The organism is Methylocapsa sp. D3K7 (assembly GCF_029855125.1).
In the GTDB taxonomy this organism is placed as follows: domain Bacteria; phylum Pseudomonadota; class Alphaproteobacteria; order Rhizobiales; family Beijerinckiaceae; genus Methylocapsa.
The window spans coordinates 2,276,007-2,302,398 of the sequence record NZ_CP123229.1; the positions used below are offsets into that span (position 1 = coordinate 2,276,007).

General features: G+C 57.1%; 26 protein-coding genes and 2 pseudogenes. 8 read left to right on the forward strand and 20 right to left on the reverse strand.

The genetic code is table 11. The features are described from left to right. The first annotated feature begins 442 nt into the window (after window positions 1-442). On the forward strand, window positions 443-823 hold the full coding sequence (locus QEV83_RS10415) for a PRC-barrel domain-containing protein (RefSeq protein ID WP_280127683.1): 381 nt from the start codon (window positions 443-445) through the stop codon (window positions 821-823). Between the two features lie 481 nt (window positions 824-1,304). Here QEV83_RS10415 and QEV83_RS10420 read toward each other — a convergent pair. After that, window positions 1,305-1,409, reverse strand: a pseudogene (locus QEV83_RS10420) (IS630 family transposase); the annotation flags it as partial. 194 nt (window positions 1,410-1,603) lie between these two features. Between QEV83_RS10420 and QEV83_RS10425 the strand changes: the two are divergent. Beyond that, window positions 1,604-1,831 carry a hypothetical protein gene (locus QEV83_RS10425; RefSeq protein ID WP_280127684.1) on the forward strand — a complete coding sequence of 76 codons (228 nt, stop codon included), beginning with the start codon at window positions 1,604-1,606 and terminating at the stop codon, window positions 1,829-1,831. A gap of 96 nt (window positions 1,832-1,927) precedes the next feature. Here the strand turns inward: QEV83_RS10425 and QEV83_RS10430 are convergent, their stop codons facing one another. Continuing rightward, a complete protein-coding gene (locus tag QEV83_RS10430; RefSeq protein ID WP_280127685.1) occupies window positions 1,928-2,611 on the reverse strand; it encodes a hypothetical protein in 684 nt (227 codons plus the stop codon). Window positions 2,612-2,985: 374 nt separating this feature from the next. Between QEV83_RS10430 and QEV83_RS10435 the strand changes: the two genes are divergently transcribed. Beyond that, a complete protein-coding gene (locus QEV83_RS10435; protein WP_280127686.1) occupies window positions 2,986-3,399 on the forward strand; it encodes a hypothetical protein in 414 nt (137 codons plus the stop codon). Between the two features lie 487 nt (window positions 3,400-3,886). Here the strand turns inward: QEV83_RS10435 and QEV83_RS10440 are convergent, their stop codons facing one another. From QEV83_RS10440 to QEV83_RS10460, 5 genes are all read right to left on the reverse strand, one after another. Continuing rightward, the gene (locus QEV83_RS10440; RefSeq protein ID WP_280127687.1) at window positions 3,887-4,903 is read right to left on the reverse strand and encodes a hypothetical protein; all 1,017 of its coding nucleotides are present in this window, start codon (window positions 4,901-4,903) and stop codon (window positions 3,887-3,889) included. Between the two features lie 27 nt (window positions 4,904-4,930). Continuing rightward, a complete protein-coding gene (locus QEV83_RS10445) occupies window positions 4,931-6,373 on the reverse strand; it encodes an NAD(P)/FAD-dependent oxidoreductase (RefSeq protein ID WP_280127688.1) in 1,443 nt (480 codons plus the stop codon). Beyond that, window positions 6,370-7,695 carry a peroxidase gene (locus tag QEV83_RS10450; protein WP_280127689.1) on the reverse strand — a complete coding sequence of 442 codons (1,326 nt, stop codon included), beginning with the start codon at window positions 7,693-7,695 and terminating at the stop codon, window positions 6,370-6,372. Before QEV83_RS10450 ends, QEV83_RS10445 begins: the two co-directional genes overlap by 4 nt. Before the next feature lie 21 nt (window positions 7,696-7,716). Continuing rightward, window positions 7,717-8,289, reverse strand: a complete 573-nt coding sequence (locus QEV83_RS10455; RefSeq protein WP_280127690.1) for a hypothetical protein — start codon at window positions 8,287-8,289, stop codon at window positions 7,717-7,719. Between the two features lie 619 nt (window positions 8,290-8,908). Beyond that, a complete protein-coding gene (locus tag QEV83_RS10460; protein ID WP_280127691.1) occupies window positions 8,909-9,808 on the reverse strand; it encodes a transporter in 900 nt (299 codons plus the stop codon). Window positions 9,809-10,749: 941 nt separating this feature from the next. Here QEV83_RS10460 and QEV83_RS10465 point away from each other — a divergent pair. After that, a complete protein-coding gene (locus tag QEV83_RS10465) occupies window positions 10,750-11,406 on the forward strand; it encodes a hypothetical protein (protein WP_280127692.1) in 657 nt (218 codons plus the stop codon). A gap of 417 nt (window positions 11,407-11,823) precedes the next feature. Here the strand turns inward: QEV83_RS10465 and QEV83_RS10470 are convergent, their stop codons facing one another. After that, on the reverse strand, window positions 11,824-12,159 hold the full coding sequence (locus tag QEV83_RS10470) for a hypothetical protein (RefSeq protein ID WP_280127693.1): 336 nt from the start codon (window positions 12,157-12,159) through the stop codon (window positions 11,824-11,826). 182 nt (window positions 12,160-12,341) lie between these two features. Here QEV83_RS10470 and QEV83_RS10475 point away from each other — a divergent pair, with 182 nt between their 5' ends. Both QEV83_RS10475 and QEV83_RS10480 read left to right on the forward strand, forming a co-directional pair. After that, entirely contained in the window at window positions 12,342-12,500 is a 159-nt protein-coding gene (locus tag QEV83_RS10475) for an aquaporin (RefSeq protein WP_280127694.1), read from the forward strand. A 162-nt stretch (window positions 12,501-12,662) separates the two neighbouring features. Beyond that, window positions 12,663-13,052: a hypothetical protein gene (locus QEV83_RS10480; protein ID WP_280127695.1), complete on the forward strand. Its 390-nt coding sequence runs from the start codon at window positions 12,663-12,665 to the stop codon at window positions 13,050-13,052. 175 nt (window positions 13,053-13,227) lie between these two features. On the opposite strand, the gene QEV83_RS10485 is transcribed toward QEV83_RS10480, so the two are convergent. The 4 genes from QEV83_RS10485 to QEV83_RS10500 form a co-directional block, all read right to left on the reverse strand. Next, window positions 13,228-13,572, reverse strand: a complete 345-nt coding sequence (locus tag QEV83_RS10485) for a hypothetical protein (RefSeq protein ID WP_280127696.1) — start codon at window positions 13,570-13,572, stop codon at window positions 13,228-13,230. 91 nt (window positions 13,573-13,663) lie between these two features. Continuing rightward, window positions 13,664-14,671 carry an aryl-sulfate sulfotransferase gene (locus tag QEV83_RS10490; RefSeq protein WP_280127697.1) on the reverse strand — a complete coding sequence of 336 codons (1,008 nt, stop codon included), beginning with the start codon at window positions 14,669-14,671 and terminating at the stop codon, window positions 13,664-13,666. 364 nt (window positions 14,672-15,035) lie between these two features. Beyond that, entirely contained in the window at window positions 15,036-15,410 is a 375-nt protein-coding gene (smbP, locus tag QEV83_RS10495) for a small metal-binding protein SmbP (RefSeq protein WP_280127698.1), read from the reverse strand. A 911-nt stretch (window positions 15,411-16,321) separates the two neighbouring features. After that, window positions 16,322-17,020, reverse strand: a complete 699-nt coding sequence (locus tag QEV83_RS10500) for a pirin family protein (RefSeq protein WP_280131022.1) — start codon at window positions 17,018-17,020, stop codon at window positions 16,322-16,324. Between the two features lie 103 nt (window positions 17,021-17,123). Between QEV83_RS10500 and QEV83_RS10505 the strand changes: the two are divergent. Continuing rightward, a pseudogene (locus QEV83_RS10505) lies at window positions 17,124-18,036 on the forward strand (LysR family transcriptional regulator). A 452-nt stretch (window positions 18,037-18,488) separates the two neighbouring features. Here the strand turns inward: QEV83_RS10505 and QEV83_RS10510 are convergent. The 8 genes from QEV83_RS10510 to QEV83_RS10545 form a co-directional block, all read right to left on the reverse strand. Further along, window positions 18,489-18,869, reverse strand: a complete 381-nt coding sequence (locus QEV83_RS10510; RefSeq protein ID WP_280131023.1) for an SUF system Fe-S cluster assembly protein — start codon at window positions 18,867-18,869, stop codon at window positions 18,489-18,491. Next, window positions 18,869-19,354, reverse strand: a complete 486-nt coding sequence (gene sufU / locus QEV83_RS10515; protein ID WP_280127699.1) for a Fe-S cluster assembly sulfur transfer protein SufU — start codon at window positions 19,352-19,354, stop codon at window positions 18,869-18,871. The genes QEV83_RS10510 and sufU overlap by 1 nt, the downstream gene beginning before the upstream one ends. After that, a complete protein-coding gene (locus QEV83_RS10520; protein ID WP_280127700.1) occupies window positions 19,351-20,610 on the reverse strand; it encodes a cysteine desulfurase in 1,260 nt (419 codons plus the stop codon). Before QEV83_RS10520 ends, sufU begins: the two co-directional genes overlap by 4 nt. Further along, window positions 20,600-21,886, reverse strand: a complete 1,287-nt coding sequence (gene sufD, locus QEV83_RS10525; RefSeq protein ID WP_280127701.1) for a Fe-S cluster assembly protein SufD — start codon at window positions 21,884-21,886, stop codon at window positions 20,600-20,602. The genes QEV83_RS10520 and sufD overlap by 11 nt, the downstream gene beginning before the upstream one ends. A gap of 5 nt (window positions 21,887-21,891) precedes the next feature. Then, window positions 21,892-22,641: a Fe-S cluster assembly ATPase SufC gene (gene sufC / locus QEV83_RS10530; RefSeq protein WP_280127702.1), complete on the reverse strand. Its 750-nt coding sequence runs from the start codon at window positions 22,639-22,641 to the stop codon at window positions 21,892-21,894. Window positions 22,642-22,686: 45 nt separating this feature from the next. Further along, window positions 22,687-24,135, reverse strand: coding sequence for a Fe-S cluster assembly protein SufB (sufB, locus tag QEV83_RS10535; protein ID WP_280127703.1), 1,449 nt, complete (start codon window positions 24,133-24,135; stop codon window positions 22,687-22,689). Between the two features lie 306 nt (window positions 24,136-24,441). Then, a complete protein-coding gene (locus tag QEV83_RS10540; protein WP_280127704.1) occupies window positions 24,442-24,921 on the reverse strand; it encodes a hypothetical protein in 480 nt (159 codons plus the stop codon). Window positions 24,922-25,074: 153 nt separating this feature from the next. Further along, window positions 25,075-25,836 (reverse strand): xanthine dehydrogenase, encoded by a 762-nt coding sequence (locus QEV83_RS10545; protein WP_348273216.1) that lies wholly within the window; start codon window positions 25,834-25,836, stop codon window positions 25,075-25,077. 294 nt (window positions 25,837-26,130) lie between these two features. Between QEV83_RS10545 and QEV83_RS10550 the strand changes: the two genes are divergently transcribed. Next, window positions 26,131-26,364, forward strand: coding sequence for a BolA family transcriptional regulator (locus QEV83_RS10550; protein ID WP_280131024.1), 234 nt, complete (start codon window positions 26,131-26,133; stop codon window positions 26,362-26,364). Window positions 26,365-26,392: the final 28 nt, after the last annotated feature.

A 26,392-nucleotide genomic window follows, 5' to 3' on the forward strand; every position in this document is an offset into this window, starting at 1 on the left:
GGCAATCTCTCAGCGGTGGCCAACGCCCTTCGGCCACGGGCTTAAATGGTGTTGCCAAATTCAGCCAAAAGAGGGACATTCAGCCGCAGTATCATGATCGTCCTGCGGACAACGGGAATGAATTTAAGAGAAAATGGCAAACAAGTTTACTCTCGTTGGAAGGCATTTGTTGGCCGCAATTTTCTTGCTGTCTTGATTGCCACTTTGATGCTTCTTCAGCCGATTATTTGGCTCGTTGTGCGATCCCTGGAAAACACGGCCCATTTCTACAGATGCGGCGGTCACGATTATCCTTGCGGCGTCGTTGCCCAGCCGGAGCCAAGGCTTTAGCGCCAATACGCCCGCTAGAAACCAATCGCGCTCGGGGTTGCTCGATTGGAACTAAGGTCTGAGACTGACGTTTAAGACCTACGGGGCGACGCTACTGCAAAGGAAATCACTTATGCTACGGACGTTCGCTTTGGCCGTCTCGGTTCTCGCTTTCGCCAGCGGCCTTTCCCTCGCAGAAACCACGCTTTCGACCGGCCAGTGGCTCGCCTCAGATGTCTATAAGGCCAGTGTTTACGATCCTTCCGATCAGAAGATCGGCAGTGTCACAAATCTTGTGATCGATAGCAACGGCAACGTTACAGCAGCGATCATCAACGTCAGCAGCGGTTTCCTTGGCGTTAACCAGAAAGACGTTGTGATTCCGTTCAAAGAATTGAAAGCCGCAGCTCGTGACGGCAGGGATTGGCTGGTGCTTAATCGCACCAAGGACGAATTAATGACGGCTCCCGCCTTCAATAACACGGGCGCCCCGAGCGACTATCGGAATCGCTAGTCGTTGTTCTAGCACGACGGCATTTCAGTGCGGTTGCGGCGCCACACATCGTCATCGAACTCGATGAGGTTACGAAAATCCTTTTGCGCAGCCGCGGCCGCCAAGGGGGCGATATCATCCACAAGCCGACCCTAGCCTAAAGATATGTTGGTATCTTTGTTGGTATAAATTATTTTTAATAAATCAACATACCATTTATTTCAATAGCTTATAATATTAATTCGAGTCCCGCCTCCGCTACCACCTCGCCAGCAATTTCAATGTGGAAGGTGCTCTGAAATTGGCTCCTGCGCGCGCGTAGCCGGTTTCCTTTGCTCCCTTGTCTTTCCTTGGATTTCCATCTGTTCCGAACCATTCGCGGCGGTTCCATACAACACGCTTGCAACACGGAATCGGAAGATGTTCACCCCTTGTCCGGTCCCACATTTAGAGCGTTTTTCGTGCAGGTTGCATCGTAACCTGTGGCGGCGAAGAAGTTTGCTCATTCTTGCGGCGTGAAGAGATCGATGAGGCGGCCGATGGCGTCCCAGAGGCCGCTGACGGTCCGCTCTGCGGCCTTTCGCAGATGCGCTGCTGATTCAGACCACCGATCTCGATGCCGGTCTGCCCGTCCTGTGGAACATTGGAGCGATCGCCGCGAGCGGCCATCCAAGCGCGGCCGATCTCGTCTGTCGAATCTCGCTTGCGTCCGCTTCCATACCAGGGGCGTTCCCACTGACAGCCGAATGGAGCGATGTGCAGAGGGCAACCCTTCCGATTGCCGGCAAGGCCGTCTCGATAATGATCAACTATATCGGCCTTGGCGATCTCTATCGGATTTATCTGACGATGCAACGCGCTGGCGCGGGCTTCAACGTCGCTTATATCGGCGACGACTTTCAGGCAGAGCACAAGGAGCAATTCGATCCGGGATACATGCGCGCTTTGTATCGCTTCGGCTACGAGAAGGCAGCGAGGGGTTACCCGTGGGAGCATGCGCCACCGGGGTTTCAAGCCGAGGACCGGTGATGAGGCTGGATCGCTAAGAGGCGGTCCACGACGCCATCGTGGCGCGAGTGAAAGACTACGTCCTCTGACGCTTCCTTATCGTCCCTCGGTTAATCTTTAATTATTCGAGCCGCGCAAATTATCGAACAGGATGTAGACGCTTACCAACAGGACCCATGCAGGAAAAATGAACAGGGCCCAGTCAAGATAGCCGCTGCCAATAAGAAGGAACAGAGCAGACGCGTATCCTAGATATGCAATCAAACGTGTGACAAGCTGGGTTTTTATAGCAAGCGTAGACGTCGAGATCATAAAAACCGCAGCCATCTTGAATGCGTAAATTTGCATGGCGTCAAAAGCGAATGCGCGGCCAAAAGAAAATGCAGGAGAACCGACTAGTTCGCCGGTTGCAACTGAATAGGCATGGATGAGACCTCCCATAGCCGAAGCTGTAACGAATATCATTCCAAGGAACAGGAGACCGCTTCCCAAGAAAACGGTCGCAAAAAACTGGTCTTCCTTCTCCCCCAGGCGATCACGCAACACACCGAGAAACCACAGGAAAGCAACTCCTGCAAATGGAATGAGGTTCAACGCAAGAGACACTCTTTCCGAACTCGTCTTCAGCCATGAACCGGTCTCATGGGGGCTAACGGGCACTGACTGCCAAAATAACCAGAGGCTGCAAGTGAGAAGGAGAGAAAAAAGGATACCGGCGATGGCGGCCGCTCGCGGCGTTTTCAGCCCGGGATGAATTAGGGGTGGATTAGAATCAATTATGACGGGGGATGGATTTCTCATTGTGTCAAACTCCCAGCATTTCAGCCTCCAGCAATTGTGCCAAAGGATGCGTTATCATGCTCCAGTTCCCACCGGACGAGCGGCCATCTCCGCCTGCCACTCAAAAATCTCTACCCCGATAAAGGATGGATCGACATCGGAAACTACCGACGCTATCGCATTCCACGCCCCCGCAGACAGGCAGGCCTGGAAGAAGCGGGCAAAGTCATCATCTCTGAATGGCTACCATAATCGATATACATGGACAGCTTTGCCATGCGATCGACAGGCGCAAAATATAATAACGCCGAGGTCTTGCCTTCCTCCTGATGTGCAACATGTGACGGTGACGGCGCTCGATAGATTCGGACGCCGCGTTTGAAAAGGAGAATGCCATGAAACGCTCTGGCATATTGTTGGCCATCGCCGTATCTGGCGTAGCGCTGATGGCCAGCCGCCCAGCTCCAGCAGCTGAAGTAGGTTGCTGGTACAACGATGCCTGGCATACGTGCGTGTATTATCCTGGATACCCGCATGCGTCCCCCGGAATGACCGCGCCCCTGATGACGGGCCGAAGCGTGGCGGAGTATCCTGGATACGCGACCCCTCCTGAGGCACTGGCTGCCGATGTGACAGCGCCTTTGATGACCGGCCGCAGCGTGGCGGTCTCCGAGCCGGGCGCTGGGGCAGGCCCCGGAAATTATTGCGCGACTTCCGTGAAGACTTGCTTGCTCCATGAGCCGGGGTGGCTTGGGACTGGCTGCTCCTGCAAAGTCTACGGCGGCCGCGCGCGAGGATTTGTGGAATAGAGTCTAGCGAAACGATAATGAAGCTTCAACGAGACTGCGGGCGCCTCCCTGGCCGCACAACTTGCGACGGCACTGTTGCATCGCTGAGCGAAAATTCGCGGAATCGATGATAGATTTCAATGAGAATTTTCTCTGCGATTTCGTCGATTTATAGCCAATGCAACAGTGCCGCCCAGTGCAGTCGCGTGGTTTCCGACGAAGTGCGATTTACTAGGGCTTCCCTGCCGAGGAATAGGTTGCCACGTCGGTCGGAAAGCTTAAGGCCGTCATCTGGTGGATGTCGGTTGATTGCTTGAGCAGGTAGCTCTCCAGCTTCAGGATAACGTGAGCCGATCGAGCGGCGCGCCGTTGAGCACGCTGGCTGCCGAAGGCGCTGGTCCATTCCTCGAACAGACGCTGGCTGAAGATCTCACAGAGCAGCTCTGCGATCCATTCGCCGTGCCAAGGCTCTTCCGGAAGCGCTCAAGGCGTCCACAGCTGCCGGCGTTCATTTCATCAAGGCGAAATTCCTCCAGAAGTTTTGCAGACTCTCCGTGCCTCCGAAGAGCGTGGTGAAATTGGTTGAGTCCACGAGCACGATGTCGCCTGCGCGCTGCTGATTTGGCGGCATCCAGAGCAGACAATTGAACTCCGTATTGCCGGCAGCGGTGAAAGGGTGGGGACGATCGAGATCAATGGGCTGGCGCGCGAGCAGATGCACGGATTTGGTGTCTTTGGAAGTTAGCTCATAGTGCGGCAGGTGCGGATGGAAATTGAGCGTAGGGACGTTGTTGAGGAGTCCCAGCTTGTCCATGTCCCGGAAAGCCGTAAGTGGCGCGATCTCCTTCGTGCCTTTGACCAACGCCGGACGGAGTCCGTAGGTATTGTGCACCGGTACATTGAGCGCACTCATCAGGGAACGGGTATATTGCCCAAAGCGCTGTTGGCGCGGCACGAGCGTGTCGCCGTGATGGAGGTATTCCATCTGCCGCTGCTTCAAGTCGCTGGTGAAGCCGACATCGTGATGCGGCGCGAGCAGCAGGCAGGTGCCTTCGCGCTTGAGCCACTCTCGAATGGCGGCGATTTCCTCTGCTGTGGCTTCCTGTTCGGAAAGAAGGTGGTCCAATCCGAAAACCAGGAGGGTATCGGCGTCGGCTAGAATCCGTTCATCAATCGGCAGTTTGTAGCCGGCCTGGTCGATGCGCTGGAAGACCGCGACTGGGTGGCCGGTGGCTTCACCGGCAATTTCCTGGAAGCTGAGCGTGGAGCGGTGAAAAAGCTCCAACGTACCGGCGATCCCCTGGAGGAATTGCGCGGCACTCCACTCCGGCGTCTCGTAGGCCGGCCACAGCACGGTGCGGACCTCGGTCATCGTGGAGAAGCGGTTCTCCATTGCCGCGGGGTCGCGCTGGGCTTCCCACGGGTAGCTCCACGTCCAGTAGATGCTCAGGCGGCGTTTGCCAGCCGTGTATTTGCGAGCGATGTGGTTTTGGTTATAGGTGCGTGCCGGTGTTAGAGTGCTCATGGCTGTTACCTTATTCCCGTCGTACCCTCAGAATTGATGCCGGGCGCTCTCTGCTTGATGGGCTTGCCAACCCACTTCAAGATTGAGTTCGCGTGTCGCGCTGGCCGCAACGCGAGCCAATATTCCTGCGTAGGTAGGAAACGAGAGCGGGATATGAGCCAAGTCGTTCACCCGCATCCTGGCGGCGATGGCTATCGCCGCTATCTGGGTGATCTCCACTGCCCGCTCACCAACAACGTGGCAGCCCAATATCCTGCAGGTCGTGCGGTCGACGATCAGTTTGCAAAAGCCCATCGTGCGCCCGTCAATGATTGTGCGCGTGGTCGAGTCGAAGCGTACAACTGCGGTCACGACATCGTGTGTTTCACGCGCCTTTGTTTCAGTGAGACCCACCTGGGCATACTCCGGGTCCGTGAAGCTGCCGATAGGACTCACAGGGTCCCCAATCTTCATGGTCGGGCCCAGCACGGCGTTGGTGGCCGCCACGAAGCCGTCCTGTATTGCTTGAGGGACCAACATCAGGCGACCGGTAATGTCCCCAGCGGCGAAGATATGTGGCGTGGAAGTCCGCAGATACTCATCAACCTGCACGAACCCTCGATGATCGGTCTCGACTCCAGCCGTAGCGAGCCTCAGCCCGGCAGAATCGGCGACCCAGCCTACCGCCACGACCGCTAGTGTCGCCTCGGCGCTGTCCCGGTTGCCGTTCCTGGAGAAGATCATTCGGACCCCCGTCGGGGTCTTCTCGAAAGACTCGATGGCGCCGAAGTTCTCATGCACCACGATGCATGAGTCGCGGAACGCCGCCGTAACCGCTGTCGATACATCTTCATCCTCACTCGGCAGGATGCGTGGGCCAGTCTGGAAGAGTTGGATTCGTGAGCCAAATGCGTTGAAAATCGAGGCGATCTGCACCCCTGTTGCTCCGGCGCCAATGATCAACATCGACGAAGGGACGGAGGTCAATCCCCAGGCGTCGCTATGTGTACTTGTCAACTCGAAGCCGGGAACTGAGAGCCGCCGGCTCACACCGCCCGTGCAAATGATGATCTTTTCAGCCTGAAGCCTCAGGCCGTCTTCGGTCTCGACAGTGTGCTGGTCGGCGAAGCGCGCAACACCGGCGTGCTCGTGGACTATCACGCCCAGGGAATCGATCTGCCGGCGCAAGGAAGAATGCGCACTCACATCGTCGACGACCTCGCGCACGCGCGCGAGCAGCCGGGGATAATCCAGGACCGGCTTGCCCACGCCGATACCATATTGACCCAACTGTCGAGCTTCACGAATCAGCCGGGCAGCATGGGCTAGGGTCCGCACCGGAACTGGTCCGTCGTTCGCGGCCATGCCGCCAAATTCAGCGCGAGTTACCAGCATGGTACGCGCGCCCAGATCCGCAGCTCGCAGGGCGGCGAGTACGCCCGCCGGTCCAGCGCCGATAACGATGATGTCAATCGACCTATCCCGTTTCAATGGACATCATCCAATGTCGCAAGATATCGAAGCGCCTTGATACCAGGAAGGAAGAAGTAGGCGCCGCCCCGCACGGTGGTGAATGCTGGAAGGCCGGTGATCTTTTTGCGGATCGGGCGTTTAGGGATTTTGAATTCGAGCGTGCCGTCCTGGTTGCCGATGATCGGGTCGCGTTCGTTACCAAGCTCGTGAAAGTTCCGGTCGTTTGCCCAGACGTTTTGCGCGAACTCGAACTGGCGGATGAGGCTCGCGCAGATCACGAAAGCAGCAATGCCACGCTCGGCCCCGTCTTCCGCTGCTTTCTCCGGCAGGTGAGGGCCATAGGTGGCGCCGCGGCGGATCATGCGGCGGCGGTTCATATTGTGCGCCGTGTCGCGGGGATTCATGCGCCGCATGTGCGAGCCGAGCGGCACCGCATAGCCATGCGGGTCCATCTGTTTATAGTTGAAGTCGTTGTTGCGCTGCGGATCGGCACCGAGCGCCGGATCATCCTTGTCGGGTGCCAGCACCAAAGGTGCGCCGCTGCGCCAGCGGCCCATCAGCTTTGCCGCAATCAGTTCCTGTTCTTCGGGCGTCTTGCCGTGCTCGCGCAGGAAGTCGCGGAACTTGCCGACATGCTCTTCCAGGCGGCGATAAGCCATGTAGCTGCCGTTGCGGGAAAGAATTTCTGGTTGCGGCAGATTGGCGGGCGGCCCGTCTTCATCCGGGTAGCCGAGGATGAATTCGCCCGGCTTGAGCGACGCGCCGGTGCCGGGCGTTGGCACTTCGCCAGTGCCCTCGATGACCGGCTGGGAAAGCCGGTCGCGGTAGCCGAAATGGTCATGCGCGTACTCGAACGGCGGCGTTGCCTCCAGGTCCAGCACGGAGAGCACCTCAACGCCTTCGCACTGTGCGACGAGTTTGGCGTGTTCGGCCTGACAGCGATTGCGCTCGGCTGCGTCACGGGCGAACAGGATAGCGATGGCGTGGAGGTCCGGGCTGGCGAGGCTGCCCACCCAGTTGTTGGGATGATTCTCCCCCGTATCGCCGAGCATTTCCGCGCGGGCGACCATGCCCTGTCTGAACTCTTCGGGGAAGGTGGCCAGCGAATCCTCATCCACGCCTAGTGCGCGCAGACCGTTCCAGGTGAAGGCCACCGTTACCCAGCGTTTGTCCGTTTCGACCGAAGCCATGACTTCCGCGGCCGACTGCGCCTTTTCCCGAATCGCCGACAGCCAGGCCCGTCCGCTCGCTGCGTTGCGAAACGAAAGAAATTCGTATCGCCCCGTGAGCGCGGGCGTGCGGGTCAGCAGGATGTGCTGGATGTCGTCGTTTTCAAGCATGGCGCGTCCCCTGCGGGGGATTTACTGCATCTGGTCGAGCATGTTCGAGAAGGCAGCCTTGAGCTGCAGGGCCTTCTTGATCTCGTCCGCACTGACGAACGGATATTCGCCATATTCAAGGAAGCTCGGGCGATGATGGTCACGGACAAACTTGATGAATGCCGGGGCGTTCGTTTTCCAATCTTTCGGAAAGCCCTCCAGATTTTCGAAAACGGTGTTGAGACCGGAGGCCGCAAAGAGGCCAACCGCATCCTCGACATATTTATCGAAGTCGGTATCGAAAATGCCCATGTATTGGAAATAGGTTTCCCCCTTGATGTCGAAAAGGTTCCATCGGAGGTAATGCAGCTTGAGCACGGCAAGGACGTCAGGCTGACCAGCCACAGCCTTCTCGATGTTCTTGGCATACTCATAGAAGACCGGCTCCCGTCCGGGGATGATCTTCGCGATGATGGAGAAGCCGTAGCAAGCCGGAGTCTTGGGAAAAATCGGGCCGTATCTGCCTTGCTGAACTTCATCCTTGAAGAAGCCCCCTTCGGGGATCGCCATGGCCGCAGGCTTCGTCCAGTCGCCTTGCCTTGTTGTGTCAGACATAACTTCCTCCCTTTCATTCTAGCGCTAGCTAGGATTGTGATGACCGAAGTTGCTAGCTGCAGTAGATTCGGTCCTTGGTTCAGCCGTAGTCGCCCGCCCTTTGCAGAGGCGGCAACCAATGGCTTAGCGGCCGAAGGTGTAGTGGGAATGATAAGTCCGATAGTCGGCAGTTTCTCCGGCTACTGGGCGCGGACAGCAAGTGGCGCATCCGCCACGCTGCAAACCAAGGGAGCGAAAGCGCGTACCCCCCCTCCTTTCAGAAGGCTCGACAGAAGCCATTATAATGAAATGCCACACAACTGGGAAGGGCGAGGGTGAACTTGGCGCGGCTTAGTGAGCGATTGGCCGATGTCTAGCATCGGTCGATGCTGTCGAAAAATCCAGTTTTTGGCTTTGTGTTGGGGCATTCCGACTGAGATGCGCCGACGGTTGCCCTTAACGAGAACTGGACTGGACCATTAGTGGACCAACTCCGTTGTCCGTCTATCACGCCTGTGAAATACCCGTAGACGGATCGCCGGCCGCAGGGTCGCTTATTCGCTCATCCTTCCGCAATCATTACGGCGATCTGCGCGGAGTATCTTTGGACAGAGGCTTGAAGTGACCATATTCTTTTCGCTCAAAACAGTATCCGCAGCTTCATCTCGGTCTTGAAATTGTAAACCGGGTAGGCTTTGACGATTGGCACGCTGCCTTCAAGGGAGAGTGCCACCTGGTCACTTAGCCGCACGCCAATCAAGGCATCGAAGGGGAGGAATAGCCGTCCGGTCTGACCAGCTATGGGCGCTCCATAATTGATGCGAATATCGTTGCTTGGGTAAAAGGTTATAAATAAGGGGCCAGGAAAATCGATATTGAGGGTAGGGGCGATCTGGGGTTCGCTGATCCTTCGTGCTTGTGCATTGCCCGGGATGCTCGTCGCATAGCGCATTGAAGGAACAAAATAGCAATCCTCCCCCAATTCGGACAGCATATAGCGTACGCCGAACCCCGGCTGGACTTGCCATTCGCCGCTTCCAAGGCTGCCGGCCGCGGTTTGCGCGACCACGCGCGTTCCCACGGCGGCAGCCCAGCGGTCGTTTATCGCATACGCAACAACCGCCTGAAAGGACGCATCGCCAAGTCCAAACTCGTGATCAGCACTTCCTGTCTCAAAATCAGTGGTCGTTTTTTGCACGAGGGGAACCTGCGCGTGCACACCCAGGCGCCAGCCAACATCGAGGGGGATCATGCCTTCCAACCGCAAGGCCATTTGGGCCCGGTTCGTCTCGCTCGTATCGTTCGAAGAAGTCTCGTCCAAACCGCGCACTTCAAACGCGGTCTGAGGACGGGTAAGGTCAAAGCCATTGTTCACGCGAAGCGACTCCGGTGCAGTATCTTCACCGGCAGCCGTCGCTTGGTCTGCGCCCACAATAGTAGATTCGGCCATCGCTGTGAGCGGCGCAAGGAGCGTTGCCAGACTGGTCACGACCTGAGCTATGATCGCCCGCAAAACGCCGTGCTTTGCTTTTTGGCGCATCGCCTGTCTTGTGCTTTCGTTGGCGCGGCGAACGATGACTTCCTCGCCGCTACCCGGCCCTCCTAAAAGCGCGGCAGCGGCAAATGTTGACGCGCATTGAGAACGCGGGGAATTCTTTGATACATCGACACCAAAACAAAAAGTGTTTTTTGCACCGGATGACGGCTTTGTTGAGACCGAGATTGCCGCTTAATGCGCATTTTGTTGTCATCCAGACACACTTTCCTAATTATTTTTGATCGGACACAAGCAATCAAGCGTTCAGATCGACACGCCGCCGCGCGATCCAGTGCCTCGTGAAGTGTTCGGTCTTCACGCGTTCTAGCCAAACTCACGAGAGAGATGCGTCTTGATCATAACCCATTCGACAAGTTCCGGCGCGTTGTGGAACCTTATTGACCGCCCGAGGTTTCAATATCCGCGAAGAGTGCCAAAACGGCCAAGTAGTCCGTTAGAGGGAGGATAAGCGATGAGAAGCATGATCGTTCATGGATTCGCAGCCGTGTCATTTGGAGCAGTGTTAGCAATAGGGATCAGTACCCACGCTCAAGCTGCGGCGCCCGCGAACTATTCGCAAGCCTGCAAGGAAGTTGTCGCGTCCGGGAGCCTATCCGCCAGCTCATTGGAGAAGGCGGCTTATGTCCATCGTGCGGCGCGCCGCACCACTCGCCGGGCAGTCCGCCGCCATCACTACTGAATCGCGAAGATGGTGGCCGCCGAGCGCGGCGAGTTACGAGTGCCGAGTGCATCAAGTGACTGCAGGCAAGAGTCTGCAGTCACCCCTACGTTAGCCATGCTCGGCCTCATTGATAACGCCCTTTTGGCGAGCAAGAGGCTCCCGGTTAAAATGCTCAACATATTTTTGCCAAAAGCTCGGGTGCGCACGGGACGGGAATTTTGCGCTTATGAGGAAACAGGTTGCGCCAAGCGCGCAGGGAGTCATGAGGCACATCTTTGACTTCGTGAAAACGACGGTGGTCGGCGGCGCTATCTTCTTGCTCCCCTTCGCTGCGGTCCTCCTCGTTATCATCAAGGCGGGCAAGATGGCTGTCGATTCCGCGACGCCACTCGCGGAAAAGCTGCTAATTTCAAAAGGCCACGCAGTTCTCGCCGTTTATGTCGTCGGGACTTTTTTGCTTGTGCTAGTGGCCTTCGCCGCTGGGCTTTTCGTGCGTTCTTTTAAAATTAAAAAGGACGCAGCATCGTTCCTTGAAGACAAGGTCCTAAACAAACTGCCTCCCTACGTCGCCCTTCGTAAATACACTGATCGCTTGGCAGGGTTGGAGGCAAAGACAAATGAAGACCTCAAGCCGGTCCTTGTGCGCATGCTGAATGGATGGCAGCTTGGGTTCCTTGCTGACGCGTTCAACGATGGCCAAGTTGCCGTGTTTATGCCCGGCGCGCCAGATCCTTCATCGGGAGTGGTGCAGATTGTCAGCACCGACCACATCACCCTTCTCGATATTTCCTATCGAGACGCATTCACGTGCCTCGAGCAGTCTGGGCGCGGGCTTCCAAAGCTCTTGGCAAGCTCCTCCTTTGAAGCGGCGGCCGGTAGTGAAGTAATGAGCGGCTTGAGTCGTGAGGTTCGCAAATAATTTTTCGGATCCAGCCATTTTCCGGCACGAGATTTGAGCTTTCGCCTATGCTGCGCAGCAAGGCCTAAAAGTTCGCCCGGAACCTTCGCTCCTGGTTCGAGTTTGGAGAGTATCTCTGCGAAATTTCGGGAGACTTCGATGGAAAGACGCGCATTCTTGAAACTGCTCTGTATTGGAGCGGGTGTGGTGGCAGCTGGGGTGCCCGCGGAGGCTCTCACTTCATTCGCCACCTCGAAAGACATGGAGCGCGCGCAAGTCGAGAAAGCTTGGTATGGTCATTGGCGTCGTGTTAATCGGCGTCATTGGCGCCGTGTCCGTCGCCGCTATTATTACTGATCGAGGCAGACGGTACTGCGGCCGAAATATTATCCGGCCGCAGTCTTGCCAAGCTTCCGCACCATTCACAGTCGCTAGATTCTATTCAACCGTTCCCCGGGCGTGACCGTCGTAGACCTTGCAGGAACAGCCGTTCCCGACCCACGATGAATGGTAGAGCAAGCACGTCTTCACGGGAGTCGCGCAATAATCTCCGGAGGCCGCCACGCTTCGGCCGGTCATCAGAGGCGCGGTCGCGAGGGCCGCCAATCCGGTTCCATATCCATAGCCATTATTATAAGGGTAACCATAACCATAACCATAGTAGGGCCTGTGCCAGCGGTTCCAGCCGTAGTTCCTATAGTGGCCACGGTGCCAGCCATAGTGCCTATAGTGATGCCGATAGTACACCTGCTCGATCTGTGTCGGTGGTGTCATAATTTGTGAGCTCGTCACGCTCATGGGACCGGCTGAAGCGGTCGCAGTGAGAGCGAGGAGTGCCGTTCCGGATACTATCGAGATTCCCTTAATATCCATAACACACCTCCACTGAGGCTATTCCACAATCCTCGACGAGGAGTTCCGAAAAGCCAGGTAAAAGCAACTCGCAGCTTGACGCTTTGTTCCAGGTACGCTCCATCAAAGCAGAGTGCCCAAAGGCGCTGCCAAGGCAGCGTTCTGCTGAGTTAGGGCATATCACTGGTGGGCATTTCAACCCGGCGATCACAATCGGCCTATGGATCGGGGGCGAACTCCCACGCGGGAGGTTCCTTACATAGTGTTCCAGGTCGCTGGAGCGATCGCCGCGGCCGCGGTGCTTAAGTTCATGGCGGATAGCAAAGCCTATATCGAACAGCTTTGGTTCTTCTTGCTGGCGCCGATAGCGTTGGCCGTTATCTTCAGCCGGTCTCTGCCGCAAGTCCGGTTAGGGCATTACCGTCATGATCGAATTGGGGAACTATTCGCTCGCTGCTATTTTCGTCACGAGCATCATTGTGCTTTTGATTGCAAGCGAAGTCGGCCACACAATTGGTTGGCGCGCCGCAGAAGAAGCGAATGTTACGACATTGGAAGCCGCAATTCTCCCCGCGCCGATGATCAGCTTTACCTTTTCTATGGGTCTCACGCACTTCGACGAGCTCGCCGGCGACGGTGGCGAGGCCGATCTGCGGCAATGCCACAATGAAAGGAAAATATCAGGCCTTCATCGCAGCCGGAAAGCCGCCAGAAGTCGCGCTTACCGTCATCATGCCAAAACTCGCTATCATCCATCGCAATCGCATTTCCGTGGTAAATGCTCGACTCCCGATGAGCAGTCCTATCGCTCGTAAGGTAGTGCGTGCCGAGCCCACGAGACTATGGCGCACCTGAATTAAGCAGCTTCTCGCCAGTAGCAGAATAGAGCGGCTGAAATAGTGGGTCTTGCGATGTAGCGGACCTCCGCTACCACCTTTCCCCACACTCCAATGACGCCATTGGGATTGGCCGTCGCGCCGAGGAGAGCCGTCAAGCCGACCCGTCCGAGTCACCGGCATTTATGCCTTTGGCCAAAGCGTCCTGAAGCTTCCCCAATTGTTCGGCATAGCGTCCGAGCACTGCTGGATGCAGTGCCAAGACGTTGACTGGCGGCGGCGCGAACTCGAATTCAGCGTTGAGCGTCTTACGTTCAGCCTTAAGCACGCTCATCCATGCACCGAGGTCATTGGGGTTTCCAACGCCCTTCGTGATGCCGTCGACCAGCCGGTCGATCTCGCGGAGACCCGCAACATCCTTTTCACAATGCGTCGTCGCCGTCGTTACAATTGCTATGAAGAAGGACTCGCGGTAGAGGCTGGCTATAGACCGAACCATCGACATAAGCGCGTGGCAGCATGAAGCACAGCCGCCCGCGTGGCGTCAAAAGGGGCCACCCGCGCAAAGTGGTTTCTCCGCTCGGGCTCACTCATGGCGTCGTCGGAACCCTGAGCTCGGCGAGCGAGGGAGGAATAACTGCTTTTTCCGAATGCGCCGTTCCGACTGGCGCCCATTCATAAGGGACAGGCTGCGCGCGGTATACCCAATTGCTTTGGGTGTCTCGCCCGCCATCGGTAAAGTTACCAAAATACGGGCTGATATATTCCCAAACGATCTCGCCATCGCGTGTGACCTGAAAAAAGCGTCCATTATAACCTTCGTCGATCAGCGTAGTGCCATTTGGCAGCCGTCTCGCGCTACTGATGAAGCTTGACCGAAACCTCCATCCCGGGCGCCCGGAACTTTCGCCGCTATATTCCCAGACGATTTCCTGCTTGATGGGATCAATTTCCAAAACCCGAGACCCTCCCGTCACGGTTAAAGGCACAGGTGGACAGCCAGCTTCACCCTGGTTGTCGAAGATCAGGAGATTACCCGCGCCGGGTAATCCCTCAGGGATCAGATGCGCGTCATACAGGCCGGAAATCTGATCGACCGGCCGTGGTATCTCTTTCTTGCCGCGGGCTAGAATTTCATCGGCTGGATAATGCGGCCCCAGCTCCCACGCGACCTTACCTGTCTTTTTGTCGATGATGACAGCGAAATTAGCATTGCGGGAATCGATCAAAACATTGTCGGGATCAAAGCGCTTGTCGCCGACCGTGAACCAGTGGTTGACGCCAAGCACGCTCAAGTTATTTACATGGAGATAATCAGCCATCTTTGCATTGCGGATTAAATTCAATTCATCGGCTGTAAATCCAAACTCATCGAGATGTTCGGATGCGATCCATTTCCAAACGATACCGCCGCCCGGCTCTATTTCATAGATAACGTCATCGAGGACGAGCGGCTGGGCGAAACCCGGTACTGGGTGCAGCAAATTGGCGAGGATCAACGTATTTCCGTTTGGTAAGCGTCGCCAGTCGTGATGCTGTTGCGCGGCGGCGCCGGGAGCTTTGTCGCCACCCCAATGCTGGCTGATCATGGTCTGCATAATGACGATTTATCTTTCTTTATCTGATGCATTTTAGTGGCAAATGGTGTTGGGCGTCACTCGTTGAGCCATCCTCACCTTGCGGAGGCTAGCCAACGACTGGACATCCAATGATCATGGGGCCAAGCCCGTTGACAGAAATGGGCCATGACGTTCAGCGCCGCGGCAGGCGACAGCAAGACGGCCGCCGAGAGTTGGAATAACATCGAGTTTGAGCGGGGCAGATCGAAAAATAGGCCAAATTCCGGTGACGACGACAATGGGTCGGCACAGTTTCAAAGCGTTGGTGAGCATCATGTTGTCTTCTGCCAGATACCAAATGCCAGAGCGTGTTCATGATGCCCGCCCGTCGTGTCCAGCCGACCTATTTCACCTGGGACAGATGCCCTAGCGCGGATTCTGCTGATTTGGTTGCAACATCAGCATGGCCGAGTTTTCCGTGTTCGGCTGCGTCCTTCAAATCTTTGATCGCACTTTCCGTATGAGGATTTGCCTTTTCCTTCTCTGCCGCCTCGGCATGCTGCAGCCCAACTTGAGCATGATCGGCGAGAATATTGGCGTGTCCTTGTTTCCCGTGATCGATAGCTTCTTTTGTATGCTGGATTGCCTCGGCCACGTGGTCTTCCGCTGCCCAGGAGGCATTGGGTGCGAAAAACGCCGCGAGGCTAAAACTTAGGACCAAAGCAATTATGTTACGAGACATGGATACCTCCCAAAAATTACCGATTACGCGCAGCATAATACTATATGTTCCGTAGAATTAGTATAATATCAACCGAGGCTGGCATAAGGGGAAAGGCATTAAGGCGTCGCCATCCGGAACGGCACTCTTCAGTCATCATTTCGCCAAAGCTAGCCCCCTGGTTGGGCGCCTTCCGCAGCCGCAGATCGCGACTGGTCGCCGCAGTGGCCAACCCGAGAAGAGATGCTTGGAGCTCTGGATGAGCGATTCTCCGAGTCTGGTCGACCGCTTGCCCCCCGCCGCCAGATCTTCGCAATGTCTGCGGCCGGTAAATCATTCACATCGAGCCTAAGGTTGGGTTAGTATATTTAGTCTATATATTTAATATATATATCGAGAGGTGGCGCATGGCAAATGTGGCTGTTTCGAGCACGGCCTCGGGCCGCTGTATCAATGAAGATTGGTTGGCCCTGTGGATCGGCCTCTTTATCTTCGTATTGGCGTTGGCGGGACTGTAGGTGTCGGTCGGCACACTCGTGAACGACCCTTGGCTTCTTCTCGACCAACCGCATAGCGATCAACGCGGACGACCGCAGAATGTAGATCGATCGAATGGCTGCGAGCACCAGAATTTGAGATGACCGAGCGCGCCAATCTCAAATTGTGGCGCTATATCGCGCAGACTGGCCGCCCAAAAAGGGCGGCCAGTTTACATTTGCAAGATGAGATGGCGCGCCCTCATAATTTGAGCCGTTCTGCGCAGGACGTCCATAGCCTCGCGTCATCCTTGCCAGCGTCACCTCGCACCGCCAATGAAACATGCCATGCTGCCTCTCCGCCCCGCTGATCAACCAAGGCGCTGGCGATCCGCTTTCACGAGTTCGCCGCCGGGCCAATTCGACATCTCCTTTCGGCTGATGACTTCACGCTGAGACGTCATTTTCAGCGTGCCCCTTCGTGAATCGCCGTCAGGCCGCGTCAACGAGGAGGATCTCGGCATCTTCCAGTGCGGTTACACGTAGGGTCTCGAGCTTGCTGACGGCCGCGCCATCGCGCGGGCCAATCCGGACACCTTCGATCTCAACGGCGCCGGCTGCGGGGACGAGATACGCGTGCCGCTCCGTACCCAACGGATATTCGGCGGTCTGGCCAGCTTTCAGCGTCGCCCCGAGGACGCGGGCGTCCGTGCGGATTGGCAAGGCTTCCTTATCGCAGCCGAAGCCCGAGGCCAGCGTTACGAACCTGCCGGCACGATCCCCTTTCGGAAATGGCCGCGCACCCCAGCCCGGTGCCTCACCCCGGCTCGCGGGCTCGATCCAGATCTGGAAGATCTGCGTCGCCTCGTCCTCACGGTTATATTCGCTGTGGACAATCCCCGTGCCGGCCGACATCACCTGGACATCGCCGGCCGACGTGCGGCCCTTGTTGCCGAGATTGTCCTCATGCGTGATGGCTCCCGTCCGGACATAGGTGATGATCTCCATGTCACGGTGCGGGTGCGGGGGGAAGCCGGTGTGGGGCGCAATCGTGTCGTCGTTCCAGACGCGCAAAGAGCCCCAGTGCGTCCGGTAGGGATCGTGGTAGCCGGCGAATGAGAAGTGGTGCTTGGCGTTCAGCCAGCCATGGTTGGCGCCGCCCAAACTGCTGAAGGGCCGGAGTTCGATCATCGCATATCTCCTTTGAAGCTTGGTCTTGCTTGAGAAGAGAGATAGAGATGGATCGATCATTAGAAAATGAAAATGATCGAAATGCATCGATACCGAAAACGACATGCCGAACTTGCCTGACCTGGAAGCCTGGGCAGTGTTTGCGAAGGTCGCGGAGACAGGGTCCTTCGCCCGCGCGGCCATGGCCTTGCACATGTCCAAACCGTCCGTGTCCAAGGCGGTAACCCGTCTGGAACAACGGCTTGGCTCGGACCTTCTGCATCGGACATCGCGCCAAACGGATCCTGGCCGAAGGAGAGGCGGCGGAGGCCGAGGCTTCGGCGCAAACCGTCAAGCCGCAAGGGCTCGTCCGAATGGCAGCGCCCATGTCGTTTGGCGTCACGCATCTGGCGCCGGTCCTGCCGGAGTTCTTGGCCCTCTACCCCGAGGTCGGACTCGAGTTGCAACTCAGCGACGAGCAGATGGATTTGGTTGGTAATGGCTTTGACGTCGCGCTGCGGATCGCCGCGCTCGCGGATTCAACGCTACGTACGCGGCGGCTGTGCGCTGTGCGACGGCCGCTGGTTGCCTCGCCGGCCTATTTCGAACAGCACGGACGGCCCCTCCACCCTCGCGATCTTGAGACCCATACGGCGCTCATCTACACAAACACCGCTTCGCCCAGTCTATGGCGCTTCCATAACGCACAGGAAGGCGAATATGTCTCGCCGGTGCGTGGGCAACTACATTGCAATAATGCCGATGCCATGGGACCGGCCTTGCTCGCCGGCCTTGGTCTAGCGCTGCAGCCCGAGTTTACGGTTTGGCGCGAGCTCAGGGATGGCCGCCTTGAGGAGGCCATGCCGGACTGGGAGATCGCACCGATCGCGCTCAATCTGGTGACGCCGCCTGGCATCTTGCGGCCGGCGCGAGTGACCGTATTGCTCGACCACCTTGCTCGCTGCTTCACCGCCGCTCCCTGGGCCCAAGCGGTGGCGCAGCCTTCCATATCTGTCTCGCCGGGCTCAAGAAGTTGAGTTCTGAAGGCACACGAAAGACGCACACGGCCATCAATGCGGCCATCGTGATCGCGCTTCCGCCACTGGACACGCCGCGCCGCCGCCCGCCGCGTTGCATCTGTGCTGTTTCAATTCATGGATGCCCCCCAAACGGCCTCACGAACAGAGAGCTCCGAACGCAATATCCGCAGGGCATGGAAAGTATCGGCGATTCCCAACTATTCATCGACAACATTTTCATCGAGCTGTTCTGCGCCCATAGGTCAACCGTCCAAGAGCCACCTCCAAAACTTGAGGAATAGTCGTGGCACCCGAGTTTTTAGATAACCCCAGCGGGGACCGCGATCCCCTTAAGGGCTTCCCCGCCGCCAATTTCCCTCTTGAGCATAAAGATCCATCTTGTTGATGAAGAGCAGGCAGGCGGCCGAAAGGAAACATGACGGTTCGCGAGCCGATGACCGCACGAGGATCTAAGACAAACCCAACTCCAGCTTGGCTTCTTCCGACATCCTTGATTGGTCCCAGGGCGGATCGAAGACTAGATTGACCTTTGCTTCAGCGACGCCTTTTACACCACGCACCGCCGTTGACACCCAGCCGACCATTTCGCCAGCGACAGGACAGCCGGGCGCGGTCAAGGTCATGTCGATTTCGACAAGGCCTTCGTCTTTCACATCGATTCGGTAAATCAATCCAAGATCGAAGACATTCACCGGGATTTCGGGATCATACACCGTACGCAGCGCTGCGATGATGTCGTTGGTAAGAACATCGCTGGCGGTAACGGACGTAGATATTTCTTCTACACTGCTGGCCGGAGCCACGTCGATGGTATGGCTGCTAGTATCCATCATTCGCTCATCGCCTCCCGCAACTCTTGCTGGCCGGCACCGTCCTTCGGCTCGAAGGCTGCTTCGAATGTGTGCCAGGCGAGGGTTGCGCATTTTACACGCATGGGAAATTCGCTCACTCCCCCCAACACCTCGATCTGCTCGCGATCCTCGGGGCGTAAAGGCGCCTCAACCGGCTCTCCTTTCGCGAGTTGATAAAAGGCGTCCGCAAGAATCTTTGCCTCTTTGACCTCTTTGCCAAGCACAAGGTCCGTCATCATCGAGGCAGATGCCATGGAGATGGCGCAGCCCTTGCCTTCGAAGGCGATGTCCTCGACAAGGCCCGACGGTCCGATCTTGAGATAAAGATGCACGCGATCGCCGCACAAGGGGTTATGCCCTTGCGCCTCGTGACTTGCATCCTCGAGCGCGTGGAAGTGTCGCGGATTGCGCCCATGGTCGAGGATGACTTCTTGATAGAGATCGCGCAGGCTTGGATCGATCATCGGAAAAACTCCAGGACGTCGCGCACACCGCGGACCAGAGCCTCCACCTCCGCGTGGGTGTTGTAGAGCGCGAAAGAGGCCCGCGTGGACACCGTTACGCCAAGCCGCTCCATGAGAGGCTGGGCGCAATGGTTTCCGGCCCGCACGGCGATACCGGCGCGATCGAGCAGGGTCGAGACATCATGGGGATGGATGCCTTCCGTCTCGAAAGTAACGAGGCAGCCTTTATCTTGCGCCCGCCCAAAAAGCCGCACGCGGTCGAGATTGGAAAGCTCCTCGGTTGCATGGGCGAGCAGTGCCGACTCATGCGCCGCGATTGCGGGCCGGTCGAGGGACATCAAATAGTCCAGTGCGGCGCCAAGTCCAATGGCCTCAACGATGGGCGGCGTTCCAGCTTCGAACTTGTGCGGCGGATCGGTGTAGGTGACCTTGTACTTCGTCACCACATCAATCATTTCGCCGCCGCCCTGATAGGGGCGCATCCGTTTCAGATATTCATATTTGCCGAAGAGAAAGCCGATTCCCGACGGTCCGTAGAGCTTGTGGCCCGTGGCAACGTAGAAATCACAATCAAGCGCTTGAACATCGACCGGCAGATGCACAGCGCCCTGACAGCCATCAACAAGAATCTTGGCACCCGCCGCATGCGTGAGCCGGATGATTTCGGCAAGCGGTGTGACTGTGCCAAGCACATTGGACATATGCGTCACCGCCACCAGCTTCGTCCTTGGGGTGAGGAGCTTGGCGAAGGCGGCGATGTCAAAGCTGTCATCCGTATTCAAAGGCGCCCATCGCAGCACCACACCGTTGCGCTCGCGCAGGAAATGCCACGGGACAATGTTGGAATGATGCTCCATTTCGGTGAGGATGATTTCATCCCCCTCACCGAGTGTTGCCCCAAGACACGAGGCTGCAAGATTGATGGCTTCCGTCCCACCTTTGGTGAAAATGATCTCTTCAACTTTCGGAGCGTTGATGAAGCGGCGAATGGATGCGCGGGCATTTTCGAACGCGATGGTCGAGGCGCCGGAAAGAAAATGCGCTCCACGATGGACGTTCGCATAAGTTTCCGCGTAAGCCTTAGCCATCGCGTCAAGCACCGGCTTTGGCTTTTGCGCCGAAGCGCCATTGTCGAGATAGACGAGCGGCTTGCCATGAACCTGCCTGGCAAGGATTGGAAAATCCTCGCGCACGCGGGTGATATCGAAACCAGCCACTACTGGTTTTTCCTGAAGCGTCAGCAGACTATTCGACATGCGCGATCTCGCCTGCGTGGAGGGCAAGCCAATCCGCCACAGCCGCAGCCGCACAAGCACGAAGAGGCTCGCTTTCGATGGCTTCAAGGACTTCGCCGAGAAAGGCTTCGATGAGGAGCGCCCGAGCCTCGGCTTCGGGAATGCCCCGAGCCCGCAAGAAGAACAGCGCTGAGGTATCCAGTTCGCCAGACGTGGCGCCGTGGCTGCATTTGACGTTATCGGCCAAGATTTCGAGTTCCGGCTTGATGGCGATCTCGGCTTGCCGCGACAGAAGCACGGTACGGCTCATTTGACGCGCATCTGCGCCTTGCGCGTCGGGACGCACCCGGACACACCCTTGATAGACACCCCGCGAATCGCCGGCGAGGACGCCGCGAAAAGCTTGCCTGCTTGCCGTGTCCGGCCCGGCATGGGTGATGACAGTGGTATTGTCACAATGGCGGCCATCGGCGACGAGATAAATGCCATCTAATTCCGCTTGCGCGTCTTTCTCCGCGAGATTGAGCAGCGCTTCATGACGCGAAAACAGCCCGCCCTCGGACAAGTAGAAAGCTTTGTAGGATGCGGCGGTGTCAAGCTCGCCCAAGGTAATCGCCGATTGCCTTGCGGCCGCGCCAAGCCGGTCAAGCCGGATATGTTTGAGCCTTGCCTTGGGAGCCAGGCGAACCTCAGTCACGATGGTGGAAAAACCTGGCGTGCCACTGTGGGCCTCGATGATCGCCGCCTCCGCATCTTCATCAAGAAGGATCAAAAGGCGCAGGTGCCGGCCCTCGGGGGCTCGCGCTTCTTCTCCTTCCCATTCAAAGCGGATGTAGAGCGGCTTCGTGAGCGTCGTGTGGGCCGGAACGTGCAGGACAAGCCCGTCCTCCATGAGCGCGGTATTTAGATTGAGGAGTGCGTGGTCCTTCTGCGGATTGACATAGCCGATCTTACTGGCGAAGGGGGTCGAAGAGTCGGCGAGAACTCGCCGCAAAGGAACCGCGCCGATTTGTGCGAGATCTGATTTTTCTTCGTTAAGAACGCCATTTTCGAACAGCGCAAGGTGAGTCCCGGGGAGAACCGGAGCCGGAGGTGTGGGACTCAATCCGTCCGCAGCGCGGGCAAGCGCCCGAGAGAGATCGGAATATTTCCAGGACTCGACCCGGCGTGTCGGCAGGCCGCATCCGGCAAAAATGGTCCGCGCCTCTTCCCGCAAGGCACCGAGCCAAGGCACGGTACCTTCCTGCCGGCCAGCCATGACATCAAGGAGATGGTTGAGGGATGTATTGCCGCTCATGGCGCTCACGCCGCCTTTCCGATCAAGGCATCATAGCCTTGCTCTTCGAGACGCAGCGCCAGCGACTTGTCGCCCGAGCGCACAATCTTGCCACCGGCGAGGATATGCACATAGTCGGGCACGATATAGTCGAGCAGCCGCTGGTAATGCGTAATCACCAAAAACGAACGGTCCGGGGCACGCAATTTGTTCACGCCTTCCGCAACGAGCTTCAAGGCGTCGATGTCGAGACCTGAATCCGTCTCGTCGAGGATCGCCAGCGATGGCTTTAGAAGCGCCATTTGCAGAACTTCGTTCCGCTTTTTCTCGCCGCCCGAAAAACCGACATTGAGCGGCCGCTTTAGCATGTCTTCGGACACGTTAAGCAATTTGGCAGTCTCGCGCACGGCGCGCAGGAACTGGACCGCATCGAGAACCGGCTCGCCGCGAAGGCGGGCTTGTGCATTGACGGCCGTCTTGAGGAAGGTGAGGTTCGAGACACCAGGAATTTCAAGCGGATATTGGAAGGCGAGAAAAATACCTTTGGCGGCCCGCTCTTCCGGCTTGAGGGCGAGCAAATCCTCGCCCTTGAACGTCACGTCGCCGCTCGTCACATCATAGCCCTCGCGTCCGGCGAGCGCATAGGAGGTCGTCGATTTGCCGGCGCCATTAGGCCCCATGATGGCATGAACCTCGCCAGCGCCGACTTTGAGCGAAAGACCCTTTAGAATCTCCTTGCCCTGAACGCTTGCATAAAGGTCTTTGATCTCAAGCATGACGATCTCCAAACTGTGTGCCGTGTGCTGCGCGGTATGGGACAGTCATCCGACGCTTCCCTCGAGGCTGATGCCAACGAGCTTCTGTGCCTCGACCGCAAATTCCATTGGCAATTGCTGCAGTACTTCACGGCAGAACCCGTTGACGATCAACGCCACCGCTTCTTCCGTGGCGATCCCGCGAGAAATGCAATAAAAAAGCTGATCGTCGCTGATCTTCGAGGTCGTGGCTTCATGCTCGAGGAGCGCTGTCGGATTGCGTGACTCGATGTAGGGCACCGTATGAGCGCCGCACTTGGAGCCGAGGAGAAGCGAGTCGCATTGGGTGAAATTGCGAGCACCCTCGGCTTTCTGATGGACGCGGACGAGGCCACGGTAGGTGTTTTGCGCGTGCCCTGCAGAAATGCCTTTGGAGATGATCCGGCTCTTCGTGTTTCGGCCAAGATGCATCATCTTGGTGCCGGTATCCGCCTGCTGATAATTGTTGGCGATGGCGATCGAATAGAATTCGCCAACGGAATTGTCGCCGCGCAGGATGCAGGAGGGATATTTCCAAGTAATCGCCGAACCCGTCTCGACCTGCGTCCAAGAAATCTTCGAGTTAACGCCACGGCAATCGCCGCGCTTGGTCACGAAATTGTAAATTCCGCCCTTGCCGTTCTCGTCGCCCGGATACCAATTCTGCACGGTCGAATATTTGATTTCGGCGTCATCGAGCGCAACGAGTTCGACAACGGCCGCGTGCAGCTGGTTTTCGTCGCGCATGGGCGCCGTGCAGCCTTCGAGGTAGCTGACATAAGCGCCCTTGTCCGCGATGATGAGAGTCCGTTCGAATTGTCCGGTGTTGGATGCGTTGATGCGGAAATAGGTCGACAGCTCCATGGGGCAGCGGACGCCAGGCGGAACATAGACAAAGGAACCGTCGGAAAAGACTGCCGCATTCAGCGTTGCGTAAAAATTGTCGGTGTCGGGAACGACGGAGCCGAGATATTTGCGCACGAGATCTGGATGCTTCGCCAGCGCCTCGGAAATGGGACAGAAAATGACGCCAACTTCCTCCAGTTTCGCCTTGAAGGTTGTCGCGACCGATACCGAATCGAACACCGCATCGACAGCCACACCGGTCAGCATCTTTTGCTCGGAGAGCGGAATGCCAAGCTTCTCGTAAGTCTTCAAAAGCTCGGGATCGACCTCATCGAGGCTTGCCGGGGCGTCATCCTTGACCTTGGGCGCCGCATAATAATAGGCGTCCTGAAAATCGATTGGCGGATAATGGACGCGCGCCCATTTGGGCTCCGTCATGGTTCGCCAGCGGCGAAACGCCGCAAGCCGTAACTCCAACATCCATCCGGGTTCTTTCTTCTTCTTTGAAATGAAACGGACGATGTCTTCGGACAAACCCTTAGGGGCAAACTCGCTCTCGATATTCGTGACGAAACCATATTTGTATTTTTGATCCGCTAACTCTTGTAGAGTTTCTGCCTCTTGGCTCATGTCAGATTCCCGACGTTGAAATTAAGAGGGCAAAGCCAAGCAGTGCTGGCATTGCAGGGGTTTCGCCTGTCTTCGGGGCTGCAGCGTTGATTTTTGTAATATTCACCACGATAAAGGCCCCACGACGACGACGTTTTATTGACTGTCATGAGAGGTCTGCTGCAAGCACAATGCCATGGCGGTTGCACACGCGCCGGTTATGCGGATTTACAGATCAGAAGCGGCTAGGTCTTCACGGTGGTTTGACCGATACGTGTGTAGGTCAGCGGGAAGAGCGCTGTCATAGGAAGGATGAAAATCTTCCAGTCAGGCGGTGCCTTCGGCGAGCGCGGCGACGACTGGCCAGCCGACAACGCCCGCTGGATCCAAGTTTCTCAATGCATCGAGAATTTCGAGAGCCTGGGTCCGCTCGGATCTGCGCAGGCGAATGAAGGCTAGCGCCTTCAATGTATAGAGCGCGAAGCGTCCGGCTCCGTCTGGGATGACAGATTGCACGGACCAATCGCGCCAGTTTGGGCTCCAGCCAGCTTGGCGCGCGGCAACCCCAAGGCCATCTTCAGCGGCGGTGACCGCCATGTCAAGATTGCCCTGATAGGTGTGAATTTTGTAAAGGCAGAAATAGACCGACAGTTGCTCCGGCGCGGCTACCATTGCTTGACGGAATAGCCTGTCCGCGAGCGCATGATCGTGACGATAGGCAGCAACCCCTTGCTGGAGTAAATCGTTGATAGCATCGGGGAGATCCCCGAAATTGATAGCATCGGAATTGGAAAACAAGTCTCTCATTTGCGATGCCCGCCTGGATGGCTCTTTTGCGTGTTTGCACACCGTGCTATTTGACGACAGTTAGCACACGAGAGAGGGGAACAGAGACTTTTGCGTGATGAATCGCGACCGCTTTCGTTACTGCCGCGGCAATAGTTCGTCCCCGGCCATCTGTTACCGTCCAACTAGCTCCTCGCCCCGCGGATCAACCTCCAGAAGTTTCACGCCGGCGGGCACCTCGGTTCCATCGCGGACGACACCTCTTAGAATGCCATCGAAGGGCGCCCGGATAATTTCGCCGCCGAGATGGCCGATGATGAAGTCTTTGAAGATCCGTGTACCGATCTCAATGGCTGTATGCCACCGGCCTGGAATCTCCGAGTAAACAAATCGCTCTCCTCCGACGCCACCAAGACGGCGCGAGATTCCGTCTGCCGGGTCGGTCGTACCTCGTTGAAGGATCCGTCCGGTCTTTGCTGGCCGCGTTTCAACAGCGAAATCGCAATTCATTTCCGCCGTGAAGCCAGGACCGAGGCCTATCGTAAAGCGTGCGAGCCTGCGCAAATCCGGGGTGACTTGATATTTCTGCATTCTCGCATCGACGAGGAGATCCAGCGTGCGAAGGACCATCAGATCCAAAAGCCCAAGCTCGGTGATGATCACCTCACTGGCCGAGCCAAAGCCTGAAAGGATCTCAAGTCCGGTATCGACGCGCCGGGCCGCGACGCCCGCAACGGTGACCGGGTCGTCGAAGAGCGCGTCGTGAAAAGCCATTTTCCGCCGGATAACTGGCGGGAGCGGATCATGCGAGAGAACGACGGAAAAGCCGCCACGATAAAGATTAACCGCCACCGCCGATGCAATTTCATTGGTGCCGAGAATCACGGCGAAGGGAGCATACTGGCCATTCCTACCTGGATATTGTGAACTGCTCATACGATTTCCCCTTCAGCACCACTTGCGAAAGCAAAATATGGGCCGCATGAGGCGAGGCCTAAATCAAGGGGACATCTACAGGCTATCGCACGGACGGATGTCGCGTTCCGGACTCGAACCCTCGCCATACCGCGTTGGATGTCAGGAAACCGACAGCTGTTCGAGCCCGCGCGGCCTAATGAAAGGGAGGCGAGAAAGCACTTATGTAAGCCTCTCTTTTGCGGATCCTGAGCGGGCTATGAAATTTGGTTCCAACCTTGCATGGAGGCGTTCGTGACATCAGGAGTGGTGGCGATGGCAATGGCTGGACCGGAAATCGAGCGGCTTATCAAGCAGGCATTCCCGGATGCCGAGGTGGTTGTCGCCGACCTCGCTGGCGATGGCGACCATTTCGCTGCTCGCATCGCCTCCGGAGCGTTCGTAGGCAAGAGCCGGATCGAGCAGCACAAGATGGTCTATGCGGCGCTTCAGGGGCAAGTGGGCGGGGCCATTCATGCGCTTGCCCTCGAAACATCCGTGCCCAAATAAACAGGCCGGCTCTTGCATTCCAGCACTT